Annotated in this window: 23 protein-coding genes and 1 pseudogene; 18 read left to right on the forward strand and 6 right to left on the reverse strand. The window is 52.9% G+C overall.

Annotated features, from left to right (window positions below; genetic code table 11):
- Positions 1–77 precede the first annotated feature (77 nt).
- The 8 genes and pseudogenes from C2M36_RS17170 to C2M36_RS16610 all read left to right on the forward strand — a co-directional run bounded on the left by C2M36_RS17170 (position 78) and on the right by C2M36_RS16610 (position 5607).
- Positions 78–760, forward strand: a pseudogene (locus C2M36_RS17170) (pirin family protein).
- Positions 760–1500 carry a sulfite exporter TauE/SafE family protein gene (locus C2M36_RS16580; protein ID WP_105255842.1) on the forward strand — a complete coding sequence of 247 codons (741 nt, stop codon included), beginning with the start codon at positions 760–762 and terminating at the stop codon, positions 1498–1500. Before C2M36_RS17170 ends, C2M36_RS16580 begins: the two are co-directional and overlap by 1 nt.
- A 109-nt stretch (positions 1501–1609) precedes the next feature.
- Positions 1610–2173, forward strand: a complete 564-nt coding sequence (locus C2M36_RS16585) for an NADPH-dependent FMN reductase (protein ID WP_105255843.1) — start codon at positions 1610–1612, stop codon at positions 2171–2173.
- Positions 2174–2212: 39 nt separating this feature from the next.
- Positions 2213–2608, forward strand: a complete 396-nt coding sequence (locus C2M36_RS16590; RefSeq protein ID WP_105255844.1) for an OsmC family protein — start codon at positions 2213–2215, stop codon at positions 2606–2608.
- Between the two features lie 8 nt (positions 2609–2616).
- Positions 2617–3540, forward strand: coding sequence for a pirin family protein (locus C2M36_RS16595; protein ID WP_105255845.1), 924 nt, complete (start codon positions 2617–2619; stop codon positions 3538–3540).
- A 142-nt stretch (positions 3541–3682) separates the two neighbouring features.
- Complete coding sequence (locus C2M36_RS16600) at positions 3683–3982, forward strand: hypothetical protein (RefSeq protein WP_105255846.1); 300 nt, start codon at positions 3683–3685, stop codon at positions 3980–3982.
- Positions 3983–4114: 132 nt separating this feature from the next.
- Positions 4115–4552, forward strand: coding sequence for an acyl-CoA thioesterase (locus C2M36_RS16605; protein ID WP_105255847.1), 438 nt, complete (start codon positions 4115–4117; stop codon positions 4550–4552).
- 2 nt (positions 4553–4554) lie between these two features.
- Positions 4555–5607 carry an aldo/keto reductase gene (locus C2M36_RS16610; protein WP_105255848.1) on the forward strand — a complete coding sequence of 351 codons (1053 nt, stop codon included), beginning with the start codon at positions 4555–4557 and terminating at the stop codon, positions 5605–5607.
- A 61-nt stretch (positions 5608–5668) separates the two neighbouring features.
- Here the strand turns inward: C2M36_RS16610 and C2M36_RS16615 are convergent, their stop codons facing one another.
- From C2M36_RS16615 to C2M36_RS16625, 3 genes are all read right to left on the reverse strand, one after another.
- Complete coding sequence (locus C2M36_RS16615) at positions 5669–6286, reverse strand: LysE family translocator (RefSeq protein ID WP_105255849.1); 618 nt, start codon at positions 6284–6286, stop codon at positions 5669–5671.
- The gene (locus C2M36_RS16620; protein WP_105255850.1) at positions 6286–8430 is read right to left on the reverse strand and encodes an exonuclease domain-containing protein; all 2145 of its coding nucleotides are present in this window, start codon (positions 8428–8430) and stop codon (positions 6286–6288) included. The genes C2M36_RS16615 and C2M36_RS16620 overlap by 1 nt, the downstream gene beginning before the upstream one ends.
- A gap of 78 nt (positions 8431–8508) precedes the next feature.
- Positions 8509–9102 (reverse strand): fumarylacetoacetate hydrolase family protein, encoded by a 594-nt coding sequence (locus tag C2M36_RS16625; protein ID WP_105255851.1) that lies wholly within the window; start codon positions 9100–9102, stop codon positions 8509–8511.
- A gap of 173 nt (positions 9103–9275) precedes the next feature.
- On the opposite strand from C2M36_RS16625, the gene C2M36_RS16630 reads away from it, so the two are divergent.
- Positions 9276–9512, forward strand: a complete 237-nt coding sequence (locus C2M36_RS16630) for a hypothetical protein (protein ID WP_105255852.1) — start codon at positions 9276–9278, stop codon at positions 9510–9512.
- 35 nt (positions 9513–9547) lie between these two features.
- Here C2M36_RS16630 and pepB read toward each other — a convergent pair whose 3' ends face one another.
- Positions 9548–10843, reverse strand: a complete 1296-nt coding sequence (gene pepB / locus C2M36_RS16635) for an aminopeptidase PepB (RefSeq protein WP_105255853.1) — start codon at positions 10841–10843, stop codon at positions 9548–9550.
- A 78-nt stretch (positions 10844–10921) separates the two neighbouring features.
- Between pepB and sfsA the strand changes: the two genes are divergently transcribed.
- The 8 genes from sfsA (at position 10922) to C2M36_RS16675 (ending at position 17293) form a co-directional block, all read left to right on the forward strand.
- Complete coding sequence (gene sfsA, locus C2M36_RS16640; RefSeq protein ID WP_105255854.1) at positions 10922–11635, forward strand: DNA/RNA nuclease SfsA; 714 nt, start codon at positions 10922–10924, stop codon at positions 11633–11635.
- A gap of 304 nt (positions 11636–11939) precedes the next feature.
- Positions 11940–12383: an RNA polymerase-binding protein DksA gene (gene dksA / locus C2M36_RS16645; protein WP_105188352.1), complete on the forward strand. Its 444-nt coding sequence runs from the start codon at positions 11940–11942 to the stop codon at positions 12381–12383.
- Positions 12384–12389: 6 nt separating this feature from the next.
- On the forward strand, positions 12390–13325 hold the full coding sequence (gluQRS, locus tag C2M36_RS16650; RefSeq protein ID WP_105255855.1) for a tRNA glutamyl-Q(34) synthetase GluQRS: 936 nt from the start codon (positions 12390–12392) through the stop codon (positions 13323–13325).
- 216 nt (positions 13326–13541) lie between these two features.
- Positions 13542–14870, forward strand: coding sequence for a polynucleotide adenylyltransferase PcnB (gene pcnB, locus C2M36_RS16655; RefSeq protein ID WP_105255892.1), 1329 nt, complete (start codon positions 13542–13544; stop codon positions 14868–14870).
- On the forward strand, positions 14867–15355 hold the full coding sequence (folK, locus tag C2M36_RS16660) for a 2-amino-4-hydroxy-6-hydroxymethyldihydropteridine diphosphokinase (protein WP_105255856.1): 489 nt from the start codon (positions 14867–14869) through the stop codon (positions 15353–15355). The genes pcnB and folK overlap by 4 nt, the downstream gene beginning before the upstream one ends.
- 9 nt (positions 15356–15364) lie before the next feature.
- Positions 15365–16159: a 3-methyl-2-oxobutanoate hydroxymethyltransferase gene (gene panB, locus C2M36_RS16665; RefSeq protein ID WP_105255857.1), complete on the forward strand. Its 795-nt coding sequence runs from the start codon at positions 15365–15367 to the stop codon at positions 16157–16159.
- 13 nt (positions 16160–16172) lie between these two features.
- Complete coding sequence (gene panC / locus C2M36_RS16670; protein WP_105255858.1) at positions 16173–17024, forward strand: pantoate--beta-alanine ligase; 852 nt, start codon at positions 16173–16175, stop codon at positions 17022–17024.
- Positions 17025–17050: 26 nt separating this feature from the next.
- Entirely contained in the window at positions 17051–17293 is a 243-nt protein-coding gene (locus C2M36_RS16675) for a hypothetical protein (protein ID WP_105255859.1), read from the forward strand.
- A gap of 43 nt (positions 17294–17336) precedes the next feature.
- Here the strand turns inward: C2M36_RS16675 and C2M36_RS16680 are convergent, their stop codons facing one another.
- Entirely contained in the window at positions 17337–17732 is a 396-nt protein-coding gene (locus C2M36_RS16680) for an HIT domain-containing protein (protein WP_105255860.1), read from the reverse strand.
- A 92-nt stretch (positions 17733–17824) separates the two neighbouring features.
- Between C2M36_RS16680 and C2M36_RS16685 the strand changes: the two genes are divergently transcribed.
- Positions 17825–20056, forward strand: coding sequence for a S9 family peptidase (locus tag C2M36_RS16685; RefSeq protein WP_105255861.1), 2232 nt, complete (start codon positions 17825–17827; stop codon positions 20054–20056).
- A 220-nt stretch (positions 20057–20276) separates the two neighbouring features.
- On the opposite strand, the gene C2M36_RS16690 is transcribed toward C2M36_RS16685, so the two are convergent.
- A complete protein-coding gene (locus C2M36_RS16690) occupies positions 20277–21818 on the reverse strand; it encodes a M17 family metallopeptidase (RefSeq protein ID WP_105255862.1) in 1542 nt (513 codons plus the stop codon).
- Positions 21819–21835: the final 17 nt, after the last annotated feature.

Consider the following 21835-nt stretch of genomic DNA (forward strand, 5'->3'; position numbering starts at 1 on the left):
GTGCTTTTTATACTCATTTTAATCTCTTTAGCGGGATATTAGACTGGCTTCAACACCTCAAGTTTGGAGCACATCTTATGAAATATTTTCGCAAAGCCACTGAACGCGGAACGGTTGATCTCGGTTGGCTAAAAAGCCAACATAGCTTTTCATTTGGCCATTATTACGACCCCGCCCATATGGGCATCTCGGCGCTCAGGGTGATTAACGAAGACAGGGTTCAGCCCGGGCAAGGCTTCGACACCCATGGCCATCGCGATATGGAAATTATCTCCTATGTGGTAAGCGGTGCCTTGAAACATAAGGACAGCCAAGGCAATGAATATCTTGTTCCGGCCGGTGAAGTGCAGCGTATGAGTGCCGGCAGCGGCATTATGCACAGTGAATATAACGCCTCGGACAGCGAACCGGTGCACTTTTTACAAATTTGGATCCAGCCAAAATTCCGTGGCATTACACCCAGCTATGAGCAGATGCAAGTTCATCAGCACGGTGCAATGACGCCCCTGGGACGCCGACCGGGGAGCCGGGTACTTTGAGCATTAACCAGGACGCCCACATCTCGCGGCTGCAGTTACAACCTGGGGAGCAATACAGATTGAGTAGCTCAGGTACGGGTTATCTGCACCTGGTAAGCGGCCACGCCCACAGCCAGGTACAGGTTTTAGAAGCCGGCGATGCCTTTGCAACGGATAAGGATGACACAGTGACTATTTATGCCGATTCGGCCCTTGAAGCACTTTGGTTTGAGTTACCCTGATGACGCTCACCACGCTCCTCGTTATCGCCGCAGTGGTGATGCTCACCGGCATTTCCAAATCGGGATTTGCCGGTGCCCTGGGTGTGTTTGCCGTCCCCCTGCTACTGCTGGTGATGCCCGCCCTTGATGCCATTGCCTTGATGTTGCCGATTCTCATCATTGCCGATGTCTTTAGCTTAAAAAGCTATTGGCGCCAATGGCAAAACGAGCTGATCCGCCTGCTGCTGCCCGGCGTTGTTGTCGGGGTCTTGATAGCGCAATGGCTGATTCAAATTATTCCCGCCGCCTGGCTCAGTGCCGCCATCGCCACCCTGAGCCTGCTGTTTGCCCTGCGCAGCTTATTTTTTGCCAAGATACGTTACGGCTTTTTGGCAAGCGATTGGGGCGGACGCGTTATGGCTACCTTATCCGGACTGGCCAGCACCTTGGTCCATGCCGGCGGACCGCCGTTGATCATTTACTTCACCGCCAAGGCTCTGGCCCCGCGCCAGTATGTGGCCACCGCGGCGGCGCTATTTGCACTGATGAATGGCGTTAAACTCGCGGCCTTTAGTGCCCAGGGACTGCTCACCCTGGATCTGCTGTTCAGCGCCTTAGCCTTTGTGCCATTAGCCCTGCTAGGCAATTGGTTGGGAGTGAAAATTCAGCAAAAGTTCAATCCCCAGCATTTTTTACGGGTGATGAACTGGCTCTTGCTGCTGTTGGCTTTAGTCCTCTATGCCAAGCTCATGCTTAGCTAGGGGAGCGCAAGACTTCCCCCCCGTCTGCCGCTGGGCGCGCCAAACTTTTTACTCATTCTCGTGTGCATCCATCATACTGATAGTTTGTAACCTTCACTGGAGCAAAGCCATGGCCCTGAATCTTCACGTCATTATTTGCAGCGTCCGACCCGGCAGAGTCGGCCCATCCGTCGCCAACTGGTTTTACGAGTTTGCCAAGGAGCAAAGCAACTTTGATGTTTCCCTGGTGGATATTGCCGCCTTTAACCTGCCCATGTACGACGAACCCAAGCATCCGCGCCTGCAGGAATACCAGCATGAACATACCAAGGCCTGGTCGCGCAGTGTGGCCCGGGCCGATGCCTATGTGTTCGTGCTGCCCGAATACAACTTTTGCCCACCCTCGTCCTTCACCAACGCTCTGGATTATGTTTATAACGAATGGAATTACAAACCCTGTGGCTTCGTCAGTTATGGCGGCGTCTCCGGCGGCTTGCGTTCAACCCAGGTAGCCAAACAGTTAGTGACCACCTTAAAGATGATGCCCATGATGGAGAGCGTAATGGTACAAATGCCCTGGAACCTGCTCGATGAGGATAAACACTTTGTTGCCAATGAACACCACCTCGCCTCCGGCAAATCCCTGTTAGAAGAGCTGGAAAAATGGGCCAAAGCGCTAAAAACCATGCGCTGATCTCCAGGCTATTTCCATCACAGAACGAGGAGCCAAACCATGAGCATCAAACTCACTAAAACGGCCGACGGCCAATATCGCCAGCAAGTACAAATCGGCCCACATCGGCTCTTTGCCGATGCCCGTATCGATACCCAGAGCGACAGCGCACCGGATCCTCACGATATTTACGACTCGGCCCTGGCGGCATGTAAGGCCATTACCCTGCTTATGTATGCACAAAGAGCGGGGATCCCATTAACGGATGTGGCCGTGAACATCACCCGGGATGCCAGTGAGGAGCGCCAGGGACGCTACCAGTTGCACCTAGACCTTATGCTGGGCGGCGAGCTTGATGCGGCGCAGCGGGAGAAGCTGGCGCAAATAGCCGATAAATGCCCAATCCATAAACTTATGACCCAGGTAGTAACCATCATCACCACGGACTGTAAATAGGAACCCATATGAGCAATCTAACCAATGACACCCGCAATGACTGTGAGCTAATGGACGCCTGCGGCGCGGTGAAAATGGTGTTAAAGCCCAAGGACACAGACCTGGGCGGTTTTTCCGTGCGTCGTTTGTTACCAACGGCGCAATTAAAAATGATAGGCCCGTGGATCTTTTTCGATCATATGGGCCCGGCCAGCTTTGCCCCTGGCCCAGGCATCAATGTTCGCCCCCATCCCCATATCGGCATTGCCACCGTCACTTATTTGTTTGCAGGTGAGATCCTTCATCGCGATTCTTTGGCCAGTGTGCAGCCTATTAAGCCGGGGGATATCAACCTGATGGTCAGCGGCAGCGGCATAGTCCACTCCGAGCGCGAGCGCCCAGAAGTCACCGAGCACGCACGCAACCTTAACGGCCTGCAACTCTGGCTTGCCCTGCCTAAGGAGCAAGAAGAAATGGATCCAGCCTTCTATCACTACCCGGCCACCAGCGTGCCCCTGGTCAATATTGATGGCGTGCCCGTGCGAGTCATGATGGGCAGCGCCTATGGCGTCGAGTCGCCGGTGCACACCTTTTCCAATACCCTATATTTGGAAGCCGTGCTTAAACCCGGCGAGTCATTAACCCTGCCACCATGCGCGGAGCTCGGCCTGTATGTAGTGCGCGGTCATTTAAAAGCGAAAGACACCGAGATTCCCGAGCACTGCATGGCGGTGTTTTCCGATACCCATGACATAAGCGCTGGCGTTACGGTCACCGCCAGCCAAGACTCGCGCATCGCCCTTATCGGCGGTGAGCCGCTGGGCAAACGTTTTATCGAGTGGAACTTTGTTTCCAGTCGCAAGGAGCGCATTGAGCAGGCCAAGGACGACTGGCAAAACGGGCGCTTTGCCAAGGTTCCCGGCGATGAGCAGGAGTTTATTCCCCTGCCTTAGCCTAAGACTTTCACCGAAATCAATTGCTTAGTAGGTACAAATTAGCGATATTGGGGCGTTTTCCAAGCGCGCCTGCTTTAAGGCGGGTGCGCAAAAGTGATTAGCTTATGCTAACGCGTGGTACTTTTAAGGAGGAAAAGACATGCGAACACCTTCCCTGATATTACTGGCCAGCCTGCTGCTTACCGGCGGCTGCGCAGCACCGAAAAAACCCAACTTTGGTGAAGACTTCTTTGCCGGCGCAGCGCGCAGTCACGAGCAAATAAATGGTCGGGATAACAATCCTTTCGCTAGCGCCTCCGTTAATGGGCAGCGTAATGAGAGTAAAGACACCACATTTGTCGTAGCCAGTGGTTTCTTTAACGCCTTCGCGCACTGGCTGTACTATGAGTTATTCTCTGATGACAAAATCGACATGAACGAGATGATCGATAATCAGTGAGCGACCACTCTGCCGACCCAGGCAGTAGCAACTAGATGGTGTCGGTTGCCGTCGCCACTTATCGCCATCCCCTTTCTTTTTTAAATGGCTTGGCGCATGCTAGGCAGAGTAAAAACTCTAAGGAGCCGATTAATGCCCAACCAACACGCATTTTTAGAACGCTTTCCTAAGGCCTGCGAAATCAAGGTGGCCTGGGGTGATATGGATGCGCTGCAGCATGTAAATAACACCCTCTACTTCAAATACTTTGAAATTGCCCGTATCGATTTTTTAAATCAGGCCGGCATACTTGAACACCTTGCCGCTGAGCAGGTCGGCCCGGTGCTGGCAGACAACTACGCCAAATATAAGCGCCCGGTGACCTTTCCCGACACCCTGCTAATCGGCGTCAGTATCAGCGACATTGGCAGCAGCAGTTTTACCACCCATTACAACGTTTTCTCCTGTGCGCAACAGGCCGTAGTGACCGAGGGTCAGGCAAAGTTGGTGATGTTTGACTTCAAAACAATGCAAAAAGCGCCATTGAATGATAGCTTGTTATCATTCCTGCACTTAAACCTAAAGGGCTAATCATGGACTATGCAAAGCTCGGCCGCAGCGGCTTAAAGGTATCACGCGTCTGTCTTGGTACCATGACCTGGGGCAAACAAAACACTCAAAGCGATGCCGATGAGCAACTCAATTATGCGCTTGCTCAAGGCGTTAATTTTATCGATACCGCCGAAATGTATGCCGTGCCACCGAGTCCAGATACCTATGGTAAGACGGAAATCATTATCGGTGACTGGCTTTCTCGCCATAAGGAAAAGCGCAAAGAGCTGGTGCTGGCGACCAAGATAGCGGGTAACGGCTTAAAGTGGGTTCGTGATGGTGGCGACATCAGCAAAGAAGCGGTGATAGCCGCCGTCGACCAATCCCTTAAGCGTTTGCAGACCGACTATATCGATCTCTTCCAGTTGCACTGGCCCAATCGCACCTCACCGCATTTTGCCAAGCAATGGCCGGGCATGGTGGATATCGAGAGCGTCGACAAAAGCACCGAGCGCGCGCAAATGCACGCCATTTTAGAGGGCTTGGATACTTGTGTTCGCGCCGGTAAAATCCGCCATTGCGGACTTTCCAACGAAACCCCCTGGGGGCTGAGCCAGTACCTGGATCTCGCCAAGCAGTATTCGCTGCCGGCCATGGTGTCGATGCAAAACGAGTTTAGCCTGGTGCATGGCAAGGATTGGCCTTATTTAATCGAGCAATGCCATCATGAAGACGTAGCCTACCTGCCCTGGTCACCACTGGCCGGCGGTATGCTTAGCGGCAAGTATCTAGGTGGTGCGCGCCCGGCAGGGTCACGCTGGACCATAGCTCAGCGCAATGGTCTGTTTCGCGATACCGAGCAAGGCCAGCAAGCGGTGGCCCGCTATCAGGAGATTGCCAAGCAGCAAGGGATAACCACGGCGCAGCTGGCACTGGCCTGGTGTAACCAAGTGCAAGGGGTGACCTCAACCATTATCGGCGCCACCAGCAAGGCACAACTGCAGGAAAATATTGACGCCTTTGCGCTTACCCTCAACGAGGAGACCTTGGCGCAAATCGATGCGGTATTTAGGGAGTATCCGGCACCCTATTAGTGCTGACAAAAACGCCCTTGCGACATAAAAAAGGCTTGCAACACGCAAGCCTTTTTATTTTTTACAACCATTGACGCAGCAACACGGTGAGCGCCAGGAAGGTAAAGGCCACGGCCAGTAATTTATTAATAATTAACTGGTTGCGCTCCAGCCAGGGATAGAAACGCGGATGACTGCAAAGCATGGCCACCACACAATACCAGAGCGCATCGATAACGGTCGGCGTTGCCACCATCACCGCCTGCTGTTGCCATTGCATCGGCTCGGCGGGAATAAAGGGCGAAAACAGGGCGACAAAGAAAATCGCCAACTTGGGGTTTAAAAAAGCAATGGCAAAGCCGTCTTGTATGGCGTTGCGACGCTTGCTGCCGGCTTCTTCAATTTTTAGTTTGGTGGCACCGCTGCGCCAGCTGTTAAAGGCCAAATACAACAAATACAGCGCGCCGCCATAAATCAGGATTTGATACAACAAGGGCACCTGTTGCTGCAAGGTTCCCAGGCCCAAGATGGCCAGCAGCGCATACACACCCACACCAAAGCCATGGCTAAGTGCGCAGGCAATACCGCCGGAGCGACCACTGTGCAGGCAGTGCTTTAAAACCACCGCCAGGCTCGGACCCGGAGACATGGCTCCCATTAAACAAATGCCTACCAAGGCCAGCCAGTTTGTTAACTCCATTATTTTTGCCTTTGTTCTTGTATTAATTCAAATAATTGTACCGTGGCCAGGGTGTCATTAATAGCGCGGTGATGCCCCTGAAGGTCAATACCCAACTCCTTGCACAGCTTACCCAGGGAATAAGAGGCATATCCTGGCAGGTGCTTGCGTGCCAAACGCACGGTGCACAGCTTAGGTAAAATTAAATTTCTGTCGGTACGGGCAAACTCGGCGCGTAAAAAGCCGTAGTCAAAATTGACATTGTGAGCAACAAAAATGGCCCCCTGTAAAAACTGCCACAGCGACGGAGCAATCTGCGCAAAGGTCGGCGCCTCGGCCACCATGGCATTGTCTATGCCGGTCAGTTCGGCGATATGGCGCGGAATATGACGCTCGGGATTGATCAGCGAATGCCAGCGCGCCACCTCCTGGCCGTTCACCAGCTTGACCGCGGCGATTTCGGTCACCCGGTGCGCATTCTTTTGCCCTCCCGTGGTTTCAATATCCACCACTACATAGGGCTGCTCGGGGTTAACCTGCCAGCAAACGCTTCGCACCCGCACCTCGAACCCGGCTCGTTGCAATTGCCTGATGGCAATAAGTTGATTGCGGCGCAGGCTATCGCCCGGCGCCTTTATCTCTTCAAAACGCAGCTTGTCTTGCGCTAACACCATCAAATCCGGGTAGCCGTCTTTGGCATTGACGAAATCCTTGGCCATCACGGTCAATTGCGCATAAATGGCCGACAAGGGTGCATGCTCAATCAGGCTCAGTAAGGGATCAAGCAGGTTTTCATGCCAGCGGATAAAGGCATTGGGCTGCTGGTAGTGCCGGGTGGCGTTAGCGGTAATATGATGCACCAGCTTGGACTTAGTATCACAAGCGGTAAACAGCGCCGCTATGGTGTCACCATGCAACTGATAAAAACGACCGTCGCGTAAACTGCTTGGGAAAACATCGAACTCGGTGCACACGCCACCCTCGGCACCGACAAAAAGTGCATCCCAAAAACACAGGGCAAAGAGATGAAGCCACAATTGGTTCTCGCAATGCAGCGCCTGTATGCCCTGCTGCCGATATAAATCGATGACCCCCTGCTCTACGTGGTGAGAGTAGGCCTCGTCTATGGCCAGAGGCTCGCCATCGCGCAATAGATCGGTCAAGGTGCTGGTACGCTTGCCCTGAAATTTAAGGGCATAAAAGTCCTGGGCAAAAAACAACACCTGCTCACAACTGGGATCCTCGATTAAAGCCAACAACCGAGCCTCGGCCCAGTCTTTATCACCGCGCTTATAGCGCTGGCGCACCACCAGCTCCACCGCCTGTGGGTGTTCGCTCTCGGCTAGTAAGTCCAGCCCCCCTTGCTCATAACGCTCCCCCAGGGCCAACAGTTTTTTACCCAGCACATACAGAGCTTCATGGCGATAACGCTGTGCCAGAGCCCCATGTGGCTGCGGCGCCTGAGTTAAGGTTTGCGCCAAGGCGAGCAAATGGGGCTCCTCCTCCAAGGTTTTTGCCTGAGCGCGTACGTCACCAAAGAAAAAGGCACTTTTAGCCTCATCGAGCTCATTAAAACGCGCTCCGGTCTCTCCCTTATTGGTGCGGCGAATACCGAGGTCGCGCAATGAAAACTGTGTCATTGAGCTATTAATACGGCCAAAGAAAACGAACAAGAGGTAGTGCAGCACCGAATTATAACTGTGTACCAGATAACTTAAAAACAGCTGGCTATGGCGCACATGACCAAAACTCAGGGTTTGCTGACAATAGGCCAGCCACATCGGCTTTTTTGCGGAGAGGGCGATACCCGGTAACTCAAGCTCCTTACACAGATTAACCAACTCCAGCTTGGTGAGGGATTCAAGCCAGGCGGCAAATTCATGCTCCTGCACATAGCGCACCCACTGGCGGCGTTTAAGCAATGCCAACGCCAGCGGCACATGGTCTATTTCCTCGTAGTTTAAGCTGCTTTGCTCAACAAAATCGGACTTACGATTATACATGCGCACCAGCACACACTGGGCATGCTCGGGCAGGCTCAGAAATTCATTGATATAGCCGCGCTCGGCATCCGCACACAGATGCCAGGCGTGCTGCTGATGATAGTGGAGAAACTCTTTAAAATGCGCCAGATAATAGCGTGGCGGTAGGACTTTCTTATCCATGCAAGCACACAGTTAGGTAAAACTAACCATGAGATTAACACTGTTTATTTATACAGTAAACTTTTGAATTCCAAGACCCTAGAGTGCTTGCCATTGTTTTGTAACCAGGACCTGGTCGCCAAGTAACACCTGCCCTTCGAATACCTGCCCCGCACGCACCTCACCCACTCCCTTGGGTGTGCCGGATAACAACCAGTCACCGTCTTGCAAGCGCTGCCAGCCGGCCAGCTCATCAATGGCCGCTTGCACCGGATACAACATCTGCGTGGTCTGGCCCTGCTGCACAAGTTCGCCGTCGATATACAAACGCAACGACAGCCTGGCGATGTCGGTCTCATCGATGGCGACAAAGTCACTGGCCAGCACCGCGCCGTCAAAACTTTTTGCCCGCTCCCAGGGCAAGCCCTTGGCCTTTAATTCACCTTGCAGCGCCCGCTTGGTGAGATCCAAAGCAAAGGCCACGGCGACCGGGCGATTATTTTTAATGGCAAAACACAACTCCCCCTCATAGTGCAGGGCGTCATTTTGATGCTGCGACTGCAACACCTCGGCCAGTGCCGAGGGCGGCTTGTTGAAGATCACCATGGCATCGGGCATGGCATTATCCAACTCCTTGATATGCTCAACATAATTACGACCTATGCAGGTGATTTTACCGGGCTTAGCAAGCATTACTTTATCTCGTCTGTTGATTTTGCTTCAGTGTATGGCGCCACTTGCACCATCGCAAGCACCTGAGCTCGGCCGCACACATTTTTGCAATCGACGCGACTACTGCGCTGGATCAAACCCATAAAGCTGGTTTTTTGGTTAACTAACCATAGGAGCAGACTCGGGAGAAACTCATGCCCAGGCTTTCTACCTTAACCCTACTCAAGGTCATTATTGTGTTTGGCGTACTGCTGATCATCGCCGGCCACTCTCTGCTGGTGACGGACTCGTTTCGTGACTATTTTGGTATTTACAGCTTTATGGTTGGCGCTGTCTGCATTGCGGTGGGTTTGATTATGTCTTTGCCAACGAAGATTTATTTAACCATCTTGTTGATGCGCAATGAAGGCAAGGAGAGTAAATTTAAGTGAGGTAACGACTCACTGAGCCGCTACCTCTCGGTCGATTACGACTTTTCTTGTAGTGTGCGAGCTACGGTACGCATACCCAAGGTGGTTGCACCGGCAGACCACAGGCTGGTTGGGCTGTTTTGGAAGGCCGCAGCCAGGTCCATATGCACCCATCCCTGACCTTCGTCACGCACAAAGCGTGATAGGAAACCCGCAGCATTCGAAGCGCCACCGAAGCCACCGCCTTTTTGCGGACGACTGTTTGCTGTGTCGGCATAAGGTGACGGACAGTTGTTCTGGTGGAATTTCTCCAACGGCAGTGGCCACGCGCCTTCGAACTCTTCCTTGGCGAAGCTTTCAACGTCACGCACCATGTCTTTATCCAGACCGAATAGCGCATTGTATTCCTGACCTACCGCAACCAAGGCTGCACCGGTTAGGGTTGCCGCGTTGATAATGGTGGTTGCACCCGTTTCACTGGCAGCCATTAGGCCATCGGCCAGTACTAAACGACCTTCGGCATCGGTATTAACGATTTCAACCGTGGTGCCATTTTTGTAGGTAAGAATGTCGCCCAGCTTGTAAGCATGGCCCGAGATCAAGTTCTCGGCACAACATAGGAACAGCTTTACACGCTTGTCCAGACCGCGATTAATCGCCAGTGCCAGACCTGCGGTTACCGTGGCCGCACCGCCCATGTCACACTTCATGGTCAGCATGCCTTCGCTTGGCTTGATTGAGTAACCGCCGGAATCGAAGGTGATCCCCTTACCTACAAGCGCCGAGGCCACAGGGGCGTTGTCATCGCCAGTTGGGTTAAAGTCCAGCTCAAGCAAGACCGGTGGGCGCTCACTGCCGCGACCTACCTCGTAGATACCAATCCACTGCTGCTCTTTTAGCGCTTCGCCCTTGATGATCTGGTAGCTCACATGCTCAGGAGCCAAAGACTGAATAAACTCACCGGCCTTTTCCGCCAGGCTTTCAGGGTAGATGTCTTCGGCAGTGCCGTTGATCATCTGACGCATCCAGATGGCCGACTGCTTAAGTGCCGCCAGCTCTTTTAAATCACTTTGCTCGTTCTCAACGAATTCAACGCCATCTAGTACTTTAGGGCTCACAAAACCTTGATAGAAAGCCCACTGACTCTCTGTGCACCAGGCATCACCGGTCAGGGTAACCGCTTTTACGCCTTGGTTGGCAACGGCACGACCAGCCTTTTGCACATTGATCAGGGTGTCGGTTTCGCTTAGGTGCACGGTTGCACCTTGCTCATTGAAAGAAAGGTTTGCCGCCTCACCCCAATGACCTGGGGCTGCCTGCTCGCTTAGTTGTACTAAAAATTGTTGACTCATAGGGGTCCTCTTGGACTGTGATTACAATTACCAGCAGTTTACACTAGGGCCATGCAGTTCTAAAGCGAAGTACGATTAATGTTATTTCAACCGCCTCTTCAAAGCGCCACCCTGTTAAAACGCTATAAACGGTTTTTAGTTGATTTACACCATCCCGACGGCCATGAGTTTACCGTGCACTGCGCCAATACCGGCAAGATGACCGGCTGCGCCGAGCCCGGTGTAATGGCCTACTACTCCACCAGCAATAACGCCAAGCGCAAATACCCGCATTCCTTGGAGCTCTCCAGCAATCAAGCCGGCGACTTGATCTGCGTAAACACCGCCGTAGCCAACAAGGTGGCCATCGAAGCCATTGAACAGGGCTTGATTACAGAGCTGCAAGGCTACGATGAACTGCTGAGCGAAGTAAAATATGGCGATGAAAACAGCCGTATCGATATTTTACTGCGCGATGCCAACAAAGCCGATTGCTATATCGAAGTGAAGTCCGTGACCTTACTGGAAGAAAACGGCCAGGGTTACTTCCCCGATGCGCAAACCCTGCGCGGGCAAAAACACCTACGCGAGCTGATGACAATGAAAGCACAAGGCCATAGAGCGGTACTCCTGTTTGCCGTGCTGCACACCGGCATCCAAGACGTGAGTGCAGCGGCGCATATCGACCCTAAGTATGCGCAATTGCTTGAAGAAGCGGTGACGGCCGGTGTGGAAGTCCTGGCCTATAAGGCAGATATCAGCGCCGAGGCAGTCGTCTTAACCCGCTCTGTGCCCTATACTTTAAATGAGTGAAAAAAATAAATCGGATCAAGCTCTCAAACAAATGTAGCTGCTGCAGGGGTCCTTGGGCGCCGCTTTAAAGATAACCGCAAACGGTAATTTAGATCAGCGAGCCCTTGAAATAACCTCAGATGGCCCAATATCAAGGCGAATTAAAAAACCAGCACCCGGTTGGCGGCTTGGCGAACGGCAAGGGCCGCAGCCAAGCCAAGGCAAGGCACTAAAATAAAAAGTGTTTGCTAAGGGGGTGGTATTTTGCTATTTATAGCCGCCGGTATTTACCGGGGACTTGGTATTAAGGATTTAGGAGATAGTTATGCCAGAGCAGCGTAAATTAGGTTTGATCGCTCAGGCGGGGTTAGAGCCGTATCAGGAACAGCCAGGCGAAGAGTACATGAATGAAAAGCAACGTGCTCACTTTCGCAAAATTCTGGAGTCATGGCGTAACGATCTAAGAAATGAAGTGGATCGCACTAAAACGCACATGCAAGACGAAGCTGCGAATTTCCCTGATCCGGTCGACCGTGCAGCACAAGAAGAAGAATTCTCATTAGAGCTGCGTACTCGTGACCGCGAGCGTAAACTGATTAAGAAAATCGAAAAAACCTTAACCCTGATCGACGAAGACGATTTTGGTTATTGTGAATCGTGCGGTATCGAAATCGGTATCCGCCGTCTTGAAGCACGCCCTACGGCCGACCTGTGTGTTGACTGTAAAGCCTTGGCGGAAATCAAAGAGAAACAATCGGGTCGCGGTTAATACACCATGACCCATTTGGATGGGGATCTCGGCGCCACACCCTATGTTGGCCGCTTTGCCCCTTCCCCTTCAGGCCCACTTCACTTTGGCTCACTGGTTGCCGCCCTCGGCAGCTACCTTGACGCACATGCAAATCAAGGACAGTGGCTGGTTCGTATTGAAGACATAGACACACCACGTGTTCGCCCCGGCGCCGACACCGATATCCTCCATACCTTAGAAGCCTACGGCCTGCACTGGCATGGCGAAGTGGTCTGGCAAAGCCAACGGTTAGAACGTTATGCCCAGGTAAGCGAGCAACTGAGACAACAAGGCCTGGTGTATGGCTGCCAATGTAGCCGCAAAGAAATCAAAGCCTTAGGGGGCATTTATAACGGCCATTGTCGCGACTTAGGCTTGCACGGTGAGCATCTGGCGCTGCGCCTAAAGCAGCAACAGCCGGTGTATCATTACCTGGATGCACTGCAAGGTCGGGTCGATATTGCCGCCGCTGAGGCCGAAGAAGACTACATCATTAAACGCCGCGATGGCTTATTCGCCTATCAACTGGTGGTGGTCATCGACGACATCGACCAGGGTATTACCCAGGTGGTACGCGGCGCCGACCTGCTGATACCCACGGCTAGACAAATAGGCCTATTTCAGCAGTTAGAGCACAAAGCGCCCGAGTACCTGCATCTGCCTTTGGCGGTGGCCAGCCCCGGCTTTAAACTGTCGAAACAAAATTATGCCCCGGCCATCGACCGGCAAAATCCGCAACCCGCGCTGCTTGATGCACTGTGCTTTCTCGGCTTTACGCCGCCACCGGAGTTAGCCACCTACCCGGTTGCCGACATTCTTAACTGGGCCCAGCACGTATACCAACGCCCAGCCTTGCGCCGCGCTCTGGAAGTACAAGTCAGCGAAGACGATGAGGGTAACACCCTAATTCAGCAGCTATAACCAGTGCCATAGTCCTGGTGCTGCGATTTTTATCCGCGCTCGCTTAATTTTTCTGCCGTGCTGGTATATTATAAGCCACTTTCACAATCGCCATAACTGTAGCTTGGGAGAGCGATTATCATTTCTAAACTGTTTCAGCTATGCCGGCAGGTGTTGTCAGCGAAAGACACGAGTGATGCCGAACAAGGGCAAATCACCACCTTAAACGAGCCGGTTATCATTCCTCGAAGTGAGCACGGTATTTCCCGTAGCCAGTTTAGCCCCAATGCCCTTAAGGTATTGTATCGCCTCAAAGACGGCGGTTATGAGGCGTATCTGGTTGGTGGCTGTGTGCGCGATCTCCTGTTAGGCCTACAACCCAAAGACTTCGACGTGGTCACCAATGCCACCCCTGAGCAGGTCAAAAAACTGTTCCGCAACTGTCGCTTAATCGGTCGTCGTTTTCGCCTGGCTCATATCGTTTTTGGTCGCGAAGTTATCGAAGTAGCCACCATGCGTGGCCACCACGGTGGTGACGGCGGCGGTAAAAACAATATCAGCCACGCCTCGGAACACGGTCAATTATTGCGCGATAATGTATATGGCACCATAGATGAAGACGCCGAGCGTCGCGATTTCACCATCAATGCGCTCTATTACTCTATTAAAGATTTCTGCATTTACGATTATGCCAATGGCGTTAAAGCCATTAAAAATCGTCGCATTGAGCTCATTGGTGACCCCGAAACCCGCTACCGCGAAGATCCGGTGCGTATGCTGCGCGCCATCCGCTTTGCCACCAAGCTGGATATGTCTATTTCTCCAGCCACGGCCAAGCCAATCAAGGAGCTGGCGGACTTGCTTTCCAATATACCGCCGGCACGTTTGTTTGAAGAATGTCTAAAGCTGTTTTTGAGCGGCAAGGCCGAAGCCAACTTTAAGGCCCTGCGTGAGTTTGGCTTATTTAAGTACCTGTTCCCGGCCCTGGATAAGATCCTTGATGCCAACCCGGACTCGCAGCAAGAACGCTTTATTACCCAGATGTTTATCAATACCGATGCGCGCATCAATAATGATAAGAAAGTCACCCCGGCGTTTATCTTTGCCGCCTTGTTATGGTTCCCGCTGCTGCAGCGTTGCCAGGAACTGATGCAGCGTGAGCAGTTGCCTCATTTCGATGCGCTGGCTGCGGCTATGAACCAGGTATTGAGCGAAAGCGCCCAACAGGTTGCGGTGCCTAAACGCTTTACCCTGGGTGCCCGCGACATTTGGCATATTCAACATCGCTTTGATAAGCGTGGCGGCCAACGTGCCTACCGTCTAAGCCAGCAGCCGCGCTTTAAGGCCGCCTATGACTTTATGTTGTTGTTGGTCGACAGCGGTCAGGATGACTTAAAAGAATTGTGTGACTGGTGGACTGCCTACCTGAACGCCGACGTGAACGGCCAGAAAATGATGGTCAAGTCGCTCGGTGGCACGACCCGAGGCAGCGGTCGCCCCCGTCGACGTCGCAGTGGCGGCTCAAAACGCAAAGGCGATAAGGCCGCGGGTGAGTCGTCGTCATGAGTTATCACACCGTGTATCTGGGCCTAGGGGCTAATCTCAATGACCCCATTGCGCAGTTGCAACAAGCGGTTAATGCCTTAACGCAACTGCCCGGCACTCGAGCCCATCGCTGCTCGGCGTTTTATGCCAGCAAGCCCATGGGGCCGCAAGACCAGCCCGATTATGTTAACGCGGTGATGGAGCTGCAATGTCAGCTTGCCCCTCACGAGCTGCTCGATGCCACTCAGGCCATCGAACTAAACCTCGGCCGCGTACGTAAGGCCGAACGCTGGGGTCCGCGCACCCTGGACATAGATATCCTGCTTTTTGGCAGCCAATGCATCGACGATGAACGTTTAACCGTGCCCCATTACGGCATGAAGGTGCGCGAATTCGTGCTTTATCCGCTGTTTGAACTGGCACCTGAACTCGAGTTGCCCGATGGCAGCTCGGTGCGCAGCCTGACAACGCAAGTGCCTCGCAATGGCCTAGAACAACTCCAATAAGGAAAGCTAATGGCGAAGATCTCCGTATCCACCTTGCTTAAAAAGAAGCAAGCCGGTGAAAAAATCACTTCTTTAACCGCCTATGACGCCAGTTTTGCCAAACTGTTTGCCGACAATGGCGTTGATGCCGTGCTGGTAGGTGACTCCCTGGGCATGGTATTGCAAGGCGGCGACGATACCCTGGCGGTCAGCATCGATGATATTGCCTATCATACCAAGTGCGTGCGCGCCGGTAGCCGCGAGCTTTTCGTTATTGCCGACATGCCCTTTATGACCTACAACAATGTTGAGCAAAGTTGTGCCAATGCCGCCAAGTTGATGCGTGCCGGAGCCAACATGGTCAAACTCGAAGGCGGTCAGTGGTTGCACGACAGCATTCGCGCCCTCACCCAGCAAGGCGTGCCGGTCTGTGGTCACCTCGGCTTAACGCCGCAATCCGTGCATGTGTTTGGCGGCTTTAAAATCCAAGGTCGCGATAAGGAGCAGGCGGATAAAATGATTGCCGACGCCCAGGCTTTAGAGGCCGCGGGCGCTCAGCTGCTGGTACTTGAGTGTATTCCCAGCGTACTAGCCAAAGCCATTACCGAAGCGGTGAACATTCCCACTATCGGCATAGGTGCGGGTAAAGACACGGATGGTCAGATTTTAGTAATGCATGATCTTGTGGGTATTTCTGCCGGTTATATCCCCAAGTTCTCAAAAAACTTCCTGGCGGAAAGCGGCAATATGCCGGCGGCGGTGAAGAAATATTGTGACGATGTAAAAAGTGGCGCCTTCCCAGGTCCTGACCACGAGTTCAATTAAGCGAAATTAGTGCATGCAAACAACCAGCGAAATCCGTTCTCTTCGTAGTCAGGTGAAGGCCTGGCGTCAGGCGGGGCTAAGCGTCGCCTTTGTACCGACCATGGGCAACCTTCATGAAGGCCATTTTTCCTTGGTCGATAAGGCCAAAACCCTGGCCGACAAGGTGGTGGTCAGCATTTTTGTTAACCCCATGCAATTTGGTGCCAATGAAGACCTGGATGCCTATCCACGCACCCTACAGCAAGACCAACAAGGCCTTAGCGAGCGTGGCGCCGACTATTTATTTACGCCCACGGTAGACACCATCTACCCCAATGGCTTGGGCAGCCAGAGCTATGTTGATGTGCCCGAGGTTTCCATGGGTTACTGCGGCGGTTCGCGTCCCGGTCACTTCCGCGGCGTGGCCACCGTAGTGACCAAGCTGTTTAACCTAGTGCAACCGGATTTTGCCTGTTTTGGCGAGAAAGACTTCCAGCAGTTGCAGGTGATCAAAACCATGGTGCGCGACCTGTCCATGCCGGTGGAAGTGGTGGGTGTACCGACTCAACGCGACGTCAATGGCCTAGCCTTAAGCTCGCGCAACGGCTACCTCAGCGACGAGCAAAAGCAGCAAGCAACCGTGCTTTTCGCCACCCTAAACTGGGTCAAGGAGCAGCTTCTCGACGGCATTAAAGACTTTGCCGACCTGGAACAACAAGCCAAGGCGCGCATTGCCGCCGCGGGCCTGGTTGTTGACTACTTCAGCATTGCCGAGCGCAACACCTTACGCCGCGCCGAGCAGCAGGACAGCGAGCTGGTTATTTTAGCCGCCGCTTTTGTTGATAAAGTAAGACTTATCGACAATTTGCCGCTAGACTGCAAGTAGAATAGAAGAATAAACAAGGTGATAGGATGAACAAAGCGATCTCTTCTGCGGCATTTGCAGCTGCATTCATGTTGTTACTGGGTGGCTGCCAAAATGGTGTCAACAACCCAGAACTCAATCAATGTGCACAGCAAAACTTCCAGTGTGAAAACAGCTGCAACAACAGCAGCATTAACGACAGCATGACCAATCAGGTCTGTGTGGCTCAGTGTCAGGAAGTGTATAACCGCTGTAAGGAGCAGGCCGAAAAGCTCGGCGACGTGAAGTAACTCTATCCCTTGATACGGCATCCATTGGATGCCGTTTTTCGTTTTAAGACAGTTGCAGCGCCTGTTTTAGCTCGGCAATTTGCTGCTCGGTGTAAGGCACAGCCGGATGCAGCCCCCACACGGGTTTAGGCCAGGCGATGTCACTGCGAAAACGGGCGATATGATGAATATGCAGCTGTGGCACCATGTTCCCCAGCGCCGCAATATTGAGCTTGTCCGGATTAAACACGAATTGCAGTAGCTTGCTCAATTGCGCCGACTCCTGCATCAGCATCAGTTGCTCCTGCTCGGTTAAATCGATGATCTCGGTAACCCCCTCCTTGCGTGGCACCAGGATAAACCAGGGATACTGGCTGTCATTCATTAGCAACAGCTTACACAGGGGCCAGTCGGCTAATTCAATACAGTCTTTTTGTAATTCGGGCGCCAAAGAAAACATATGTGCTCCTATATTGTTTGATAGCATAAAGTTGCGCAGCCCAAGGTGCATGAGTACCATCGGGCATAGGATTCCAACAATAAGGTTTACCCGTGTCTAAAACAACCAAATACTTATCTCTGGCGCTAGCCAGTGGCTTGGTGTGCAGTGCCGCCAACGCCAAAGAGCTCAGCCTGGAACGTATCTTCGACGACCCTAACCTTGCCGGCACGGCCCCGGTGCAATTAAAGTTTTCTCCCGATGGCAGCCGTGTTACCTATTTGCAGGGTAAAAAAGACGACTACAACCGTTACGATTTATGGGAATACAACCTCAAAGACAACAGCAATCGCCTCTTGGTCGACTCCCAGGCGCTGTTCTCCGGCCCAGAAACACTGTCCGATGAAGAAAAGGCGCGCCGTGAGCGCCAGCGCATCTTTGGCCGCGGTATTTTAGAATACACCTGGTCGAAAGACGGCCAGGCGCTGTTATTCCCACTCAACGGCGATCTTTATTACTACCAGTTGGCCAACGGCAAAAGCCGCAAGCTGACCGATACCGAAGCCTTTGAAACCGATGCCCGCTTCTCGCCCAAGGGCAATTATGTCTCCTTTATTCGTGAGCAGAACCTTTACGCCCTGGCGCTGGACAGCGGTAAAGAAATCCAGCTGACCAAGGACGGCGGTGGCGTGATTAAAAACGGCATGGCCGAGTTTGTGGCGCAAGAAGAAATGAGCCGTATGACCGGCTACTGGTGGGCTGGCGATGAAAGCAAGATTGCCTTTACCCGCATCGATGAAACGCCGGTGGCCGAGGCGATCCGTAACGAAATCTATGCCGAAGAAGTGAAGCTATTCAATCAGCGCTACCCCTTCACCGGCACCGACAATGTTGAAATCGAGTTAGGCGTTGTCAGCCTTAACGACCAGCAAATCGACTGGGTCGACCTGGGTGAAGAAAAAAACATCTACATTGCCCGTGCCGACTGGTTGAAAGACAGCAAGACCCTGTCGTATCAATGGCAAGACCGTGCTCAGCACAATCTGGAACTGCGCTTTTATAACAGCGAAACGAAAACACAAAAGGTGGCGCTCAAAGAAACCAGCGATACTTGGATCAACCTGCACTTCGACCTTAAGTTCTTAAAAGATAAGCAACACTTTGTCTGGGCCTCGGAGCGTGATGGCTTTAAACACCTGTATCTGTACAAGAACGATGGCACCTTGGTACGCCAGATCACCTCGGGTGAGTGGATTGTCGAAGCCATTAAGGGTGTGGACGAGAAAAAAGGCCTGATCTACTTTGCCGGTCGCAAAGATACACCGCTTGAAAGCCATCTCTACAGCACGCCGCTGTTTGAGCAAGGCGAGATCACCCGTATCACCAACAGCGGTGAATACCACAATGTGGTGATGGCAGACGATCAGCAAACCTTTATCGACAGAGCCTCGGCGGTGAATCGCCCTCCCTATGTGGCGCTGCGCAAAGCCAACGGCGACTTTATTACCTGGCTGGAGCAAAATGAGCTAAACGACACTCACCCGCTTACGCCTTATCTGAGCGACCTGGTTAAGCCCGAGTACGGCACTATTGAGGCGGAAGATGGGCAAATCATGCACTATCGCCTATTCAAGCCACGCAAGTTGAACAAAAAGCAAAAGCACCCGGTGATGGTGAATGTTTACGGCGGCCCGCATGCCCAGCGCGTGACCAACAGCTGGCGCAGCAAGAACCTGTATTTCCAATACATGGTGCAACAGGGTTATGTGGTCTTCCAGCTTGATAACCGTGGCTCGTATAACCGCGGCAAGCGCTTTGAAGATGTGATCTACAAGCACCTGGGTGAGGCCGAAGTGCGCGATCAGATCAAGGGCGTCGAGTACTTACGTACTCTGGATTACGTCGACCCGGAGCGTATCGGTATTTATGGCCATAGCTACGGCGGCTATATGGCACTGATGACCATGTTTAAAGCCGGTGACTACTTCAAGGCCGGTGTTTCCGGTGCACCGGTGACCGACTGGGCCCTGTACGACACTCACTACACGGAGCGCTACCTGAGCCACCCGAAAACCAATGCCATGGGTTATGAGCAAAGCGCGGTGTTTCCCTATGTGGATGGTCTCAAAGGCCCACTGATGATTTATCACGGTATGGCCGATGACAACGTGTTATTCACCCATGCCACCAAGCTGTTTAAACAGTTGCAGGATAAAGCTCTGCCGTTTGAAATGATGACCTACCCGGGCTCAAAACACAGCTTACGCGGTAAAAAGGTGCAAACCCACCTGCATCAAACCATTACCGACTTCTTCAACCGTCACTTCGACATGGAAGAAAAATAAGTCGTACTAAAAATAAAAAAGGCTGGGAATTCCCAGCCTTTTTTATGTCTTTGATTGTAAGTTGGCTTTGTCGGCGCAGAGCACCGACCTACAAGCTTGCAAGGCTAAAGCCTCGCCCACAGCACCTACTCACAACCTCATCTTAAAAACGTCACGGACGAAACAAATGCTAGGCAATTTTTAACACCGCAATTGTGAGCCAAGTAGTTATTAACCGCTATTAACGGCAATAACGTGCGAACAGGGCTGCCACGGTCGGTGCCGTCGGCTTACCATGCTGCCAGTCGCCGCCTTCAACGCCGCTACCGGCAATATCCATATGCACATAAGGCAATGGCTGATCGCTGTCTAAGCCGTGCTTATCCAAGCCCGACACTATGGCGAGGAAGGCCATCGGGAACTGGTGACCACGCGCGGTAACCGCTGACGGTGCATTGTTGCTGGAAAGCAGATCGTCGGCCTGAGTGCGCGGCTGCACAAAGTCATAGTCTTCACGACGCGAGCGCGAAACCTCGGCACAATCGGCCCACAGGTCGCCATGCTCAACCAGCTGCTGCGATACCTTAGCGTCGCGAGCCGGACCATTTTCAACATAGGCGCTGTAAGGACCTACCGCACGGGCGGCATGACCAGTTAGCGTGGCCACGGTGAAGATCTCCGGATTTACTTCGTTTTTCGCCAGGTCTTTGGCTTCGCTTAGTAAGTCACCCATGGCCAGACGTCCTTCGGCATCCGTGTTACCTATGCGTACACGTACACCTTCACGACCTGTGATGATCTCATCGGGAACGAAACAATCAGAGCCGATAGAGTTACGCACCACGGCCAGGTAAGCTATAACCTTAACGCCTTTAGGCTGCGCTTCAGCCACCGCCTTCATAAAACCGGCTACCGATGCGGCACCGCCCTTGTCACGGCTCATACCGGCCATAAAACCGCCGACTTTCAGATCGGCACCACCTGTGTCATAGACCAGGCCTTTACCCACGAAGATCAGAGTGCGTTCAACGTCGCCCTCGGGCACATAGGCCAGTTTTACCACGCGCGGATGGTGACGCTCGACCGCGTAAGAAGCACGGGCCACAGTGCTCAATAATGGGTAATCCTTGTCTATGGTGGCGATGTCGCTGATCACCTCGGTGCTCACCTTGGTGCCCTGAAATAGCTCCACGCAGTAATCGGCAAAACGCGGTGGTGCCATGCGCTCTGGCTCGGTACCGCACAGATCACGAGCGGCATACTGACCGGCGGCGATAGCATTCATCTGCTTAAGCTGCTCGTCATCGGCGCCAACAACACCTATGGCTTCAATCGGAGAGATGGCTTCGCCGTGATACTCACGCGCTTCAAGAGGCTGCCATAGCGCCTGATTAGCACCCAAAAAGGCCACTTCGCTGGCAAACTCATACCCAGCTAGCTCGCTGATACCAGACACACCCAAGGCAGGCTTAACGGCACCGGCCTGCTTCGCCAGCTCAATAGCGGCCTTGGCGGCGGCAAATACGCGGCGAACATCATCATAATCGCGAGTCAAAGGCCCAGTCGGGGCAAAAATAAGACGCTGACCCGGTGCAGCTTCACACACCACTAGCGCGCATTGCTTACCAATGCGGCTGTCTACGGCGCCGTTTTGGCGTAATACATCTAGGTAAGGCTGGGGCACTGAATCCAGGCTGGCGCTGATAATGATAAGAGCATCGAACTGGCCTTGGGCGCTTGCGGCATCAAGAGTGGCGCAGGCTATGGCGTGGGCATAAGACATAAAAAAAGGTCCTAAAT

Origin of the sequence: Pseudoalteromonas sp. T1lg75 (genome assembly GCF_002964705.1) — a bacterium.
Lineage (GTDB): Bacteria > Pseudomonadota > Gammaproteobacteria > Enterobacterales > Alteromonadaceae > Pseudoalteromonas.

Bases quoted from the DNA above. Each gene is read 5' to 3' on its own strand.
- C2M36_RS16580 (WP_105255842.1), top strand. From the start codon at position 760: ATGACGCTCACCACGCTCCTCGTTATCGCCGCAGTGGTGATGCTCACC.
- C2M36_RS16585 (WP_105255843.1), top strand. From the start codon at position 1,610: ATGGCCCTGAATCTTCACGTCATTATTTGCAGCGTCCGACCCGGCAGA.
- C2M36_RS16590 (WP_105255844.1), top strand. From the start codon at position 2,213: ATGAGCATCAAACTCACTAAAACGGCCGACGGCCAATATCGCCAGCAA.
- C2M36_RS16595 (WP_105255845.1), top strand. From the start codon at position 2,617: ATGAGCAATCTAACCAATGACACCCGCAATGACTGTGAGCTAATGGAC.
- C2M36_RS16600 (WP_105255846.1), top strand. From the start codon at position 3,683: ATGCGAACACCTTCCCTGATATTACTGGCCAGCCTGCTGCTTACCGGC.
- C2M36_RS16605 (WP_105255847.1), top strand. From the start codon at position 4,115: ATGCCCAACCAACACGCATTTTTAGAACGCTTTCCTAAGGCCTGCGAA.
- C2M36_RS16610 (WP_105255848.1), top strand. From the start codon at position 4,555: ATGGACTATGCAAAGCTCGGCCGCAGCGGCTTAAAGGTATCACGCGTC.
- C2M36_RS16615 (WP_105255849.1), bottom strand. From the start codon at position 6,286: ATGGAGTTAACAAACTGGCTGGCCTTGGTAGGCATTTGTTTAATGGGA.
- C2M36_RS16620 (WP_105255850.1), bottom strand. From the start codon at position 8,430: ATGGATAAGAAAGTCCTACCGCCACGCTATTATCTGGCGCATTTTAAA.
- C2M36_RS16625 (WP_105255851.1), bottom strand. From the start codon at position 9,102: ATGCTTGCTAAGCCCGGTAAAATCACCTGCATAGGTCGTAATTATGTT.
- C2M36_RS16630 (WP_105255852.1), top strand. From the start codon at position 9,276: ATGCCCAGGCTTTCTACCTTAACCCTACTCAAGGTCATTATTGTGTTT.
- pepB (WP_105255853.1), bottom strand. From the start codon at position 10,843: ATGAGTCAACAATTTTTAGTACAACTAAGCGAGCAGGCAGCCCCAGGT.
- sfsA (WP_105255854.1), top strand. From the start codon at position 10,922: ATGTTATTTCAACCGCCTCTTCAAAGCGCCACCCTGTTAAAACGCTAT.
- dksA (WP_105188352.1), top strand. From the start codon at position 11,940: ATGCCAGAGCAGCGTAAATTAGGTTTGATCGCTCAGGCGGGGTTAGAG.
- gluQRS (WP_105255855.1), top strand. From the start codon at position 12,390: ATGACCCATTTGGATGGGGATCTCGGCGCCACACCCTATGTTGGCCGC.
- folK (WP_105255856.1), top strand. From the start codon at position 14,867: ATGAGTTATCACACCGTGTATCTGGGCCTAGGGGCTAATCTCAATGAC.
- panB (WP_105255857.1), top strand. From the start codon at position 15,365: ATGGCGAAGATCTCCGTATCCACCTTGCTTAAAAAGAAGCAAGCCGGT.
- panC (WP_105255858.1), top strand. From the start codon at position 16,173: ATGCAAACAACCAGCGAAATCCGTTCTCTTCGTAGTCAGGTGAAGGCC.
- C2M36_RS16675 (WP_105255859.1), top strand. From the start codon at position 17,051: ATGAACAAAGCGATCTCTTCTGCGGCATTTGCAGCTGCATTCATGTTG.
- C2M36_RS16680 (WP_105255860.1), bottom strand. From the start codon at position 17,732: ATGTTTTCTTTGGCGCCCGAATTACAAAAAGACTGTATTGAATTAGCC.
- C2M36_RS16690 (WP_105255862.1), bottom strand. From the start codon at position 21,818: ATGTCTTATGCCCACGCCATAGCCTGCGCCACTCTTGATGCCGCAAGC.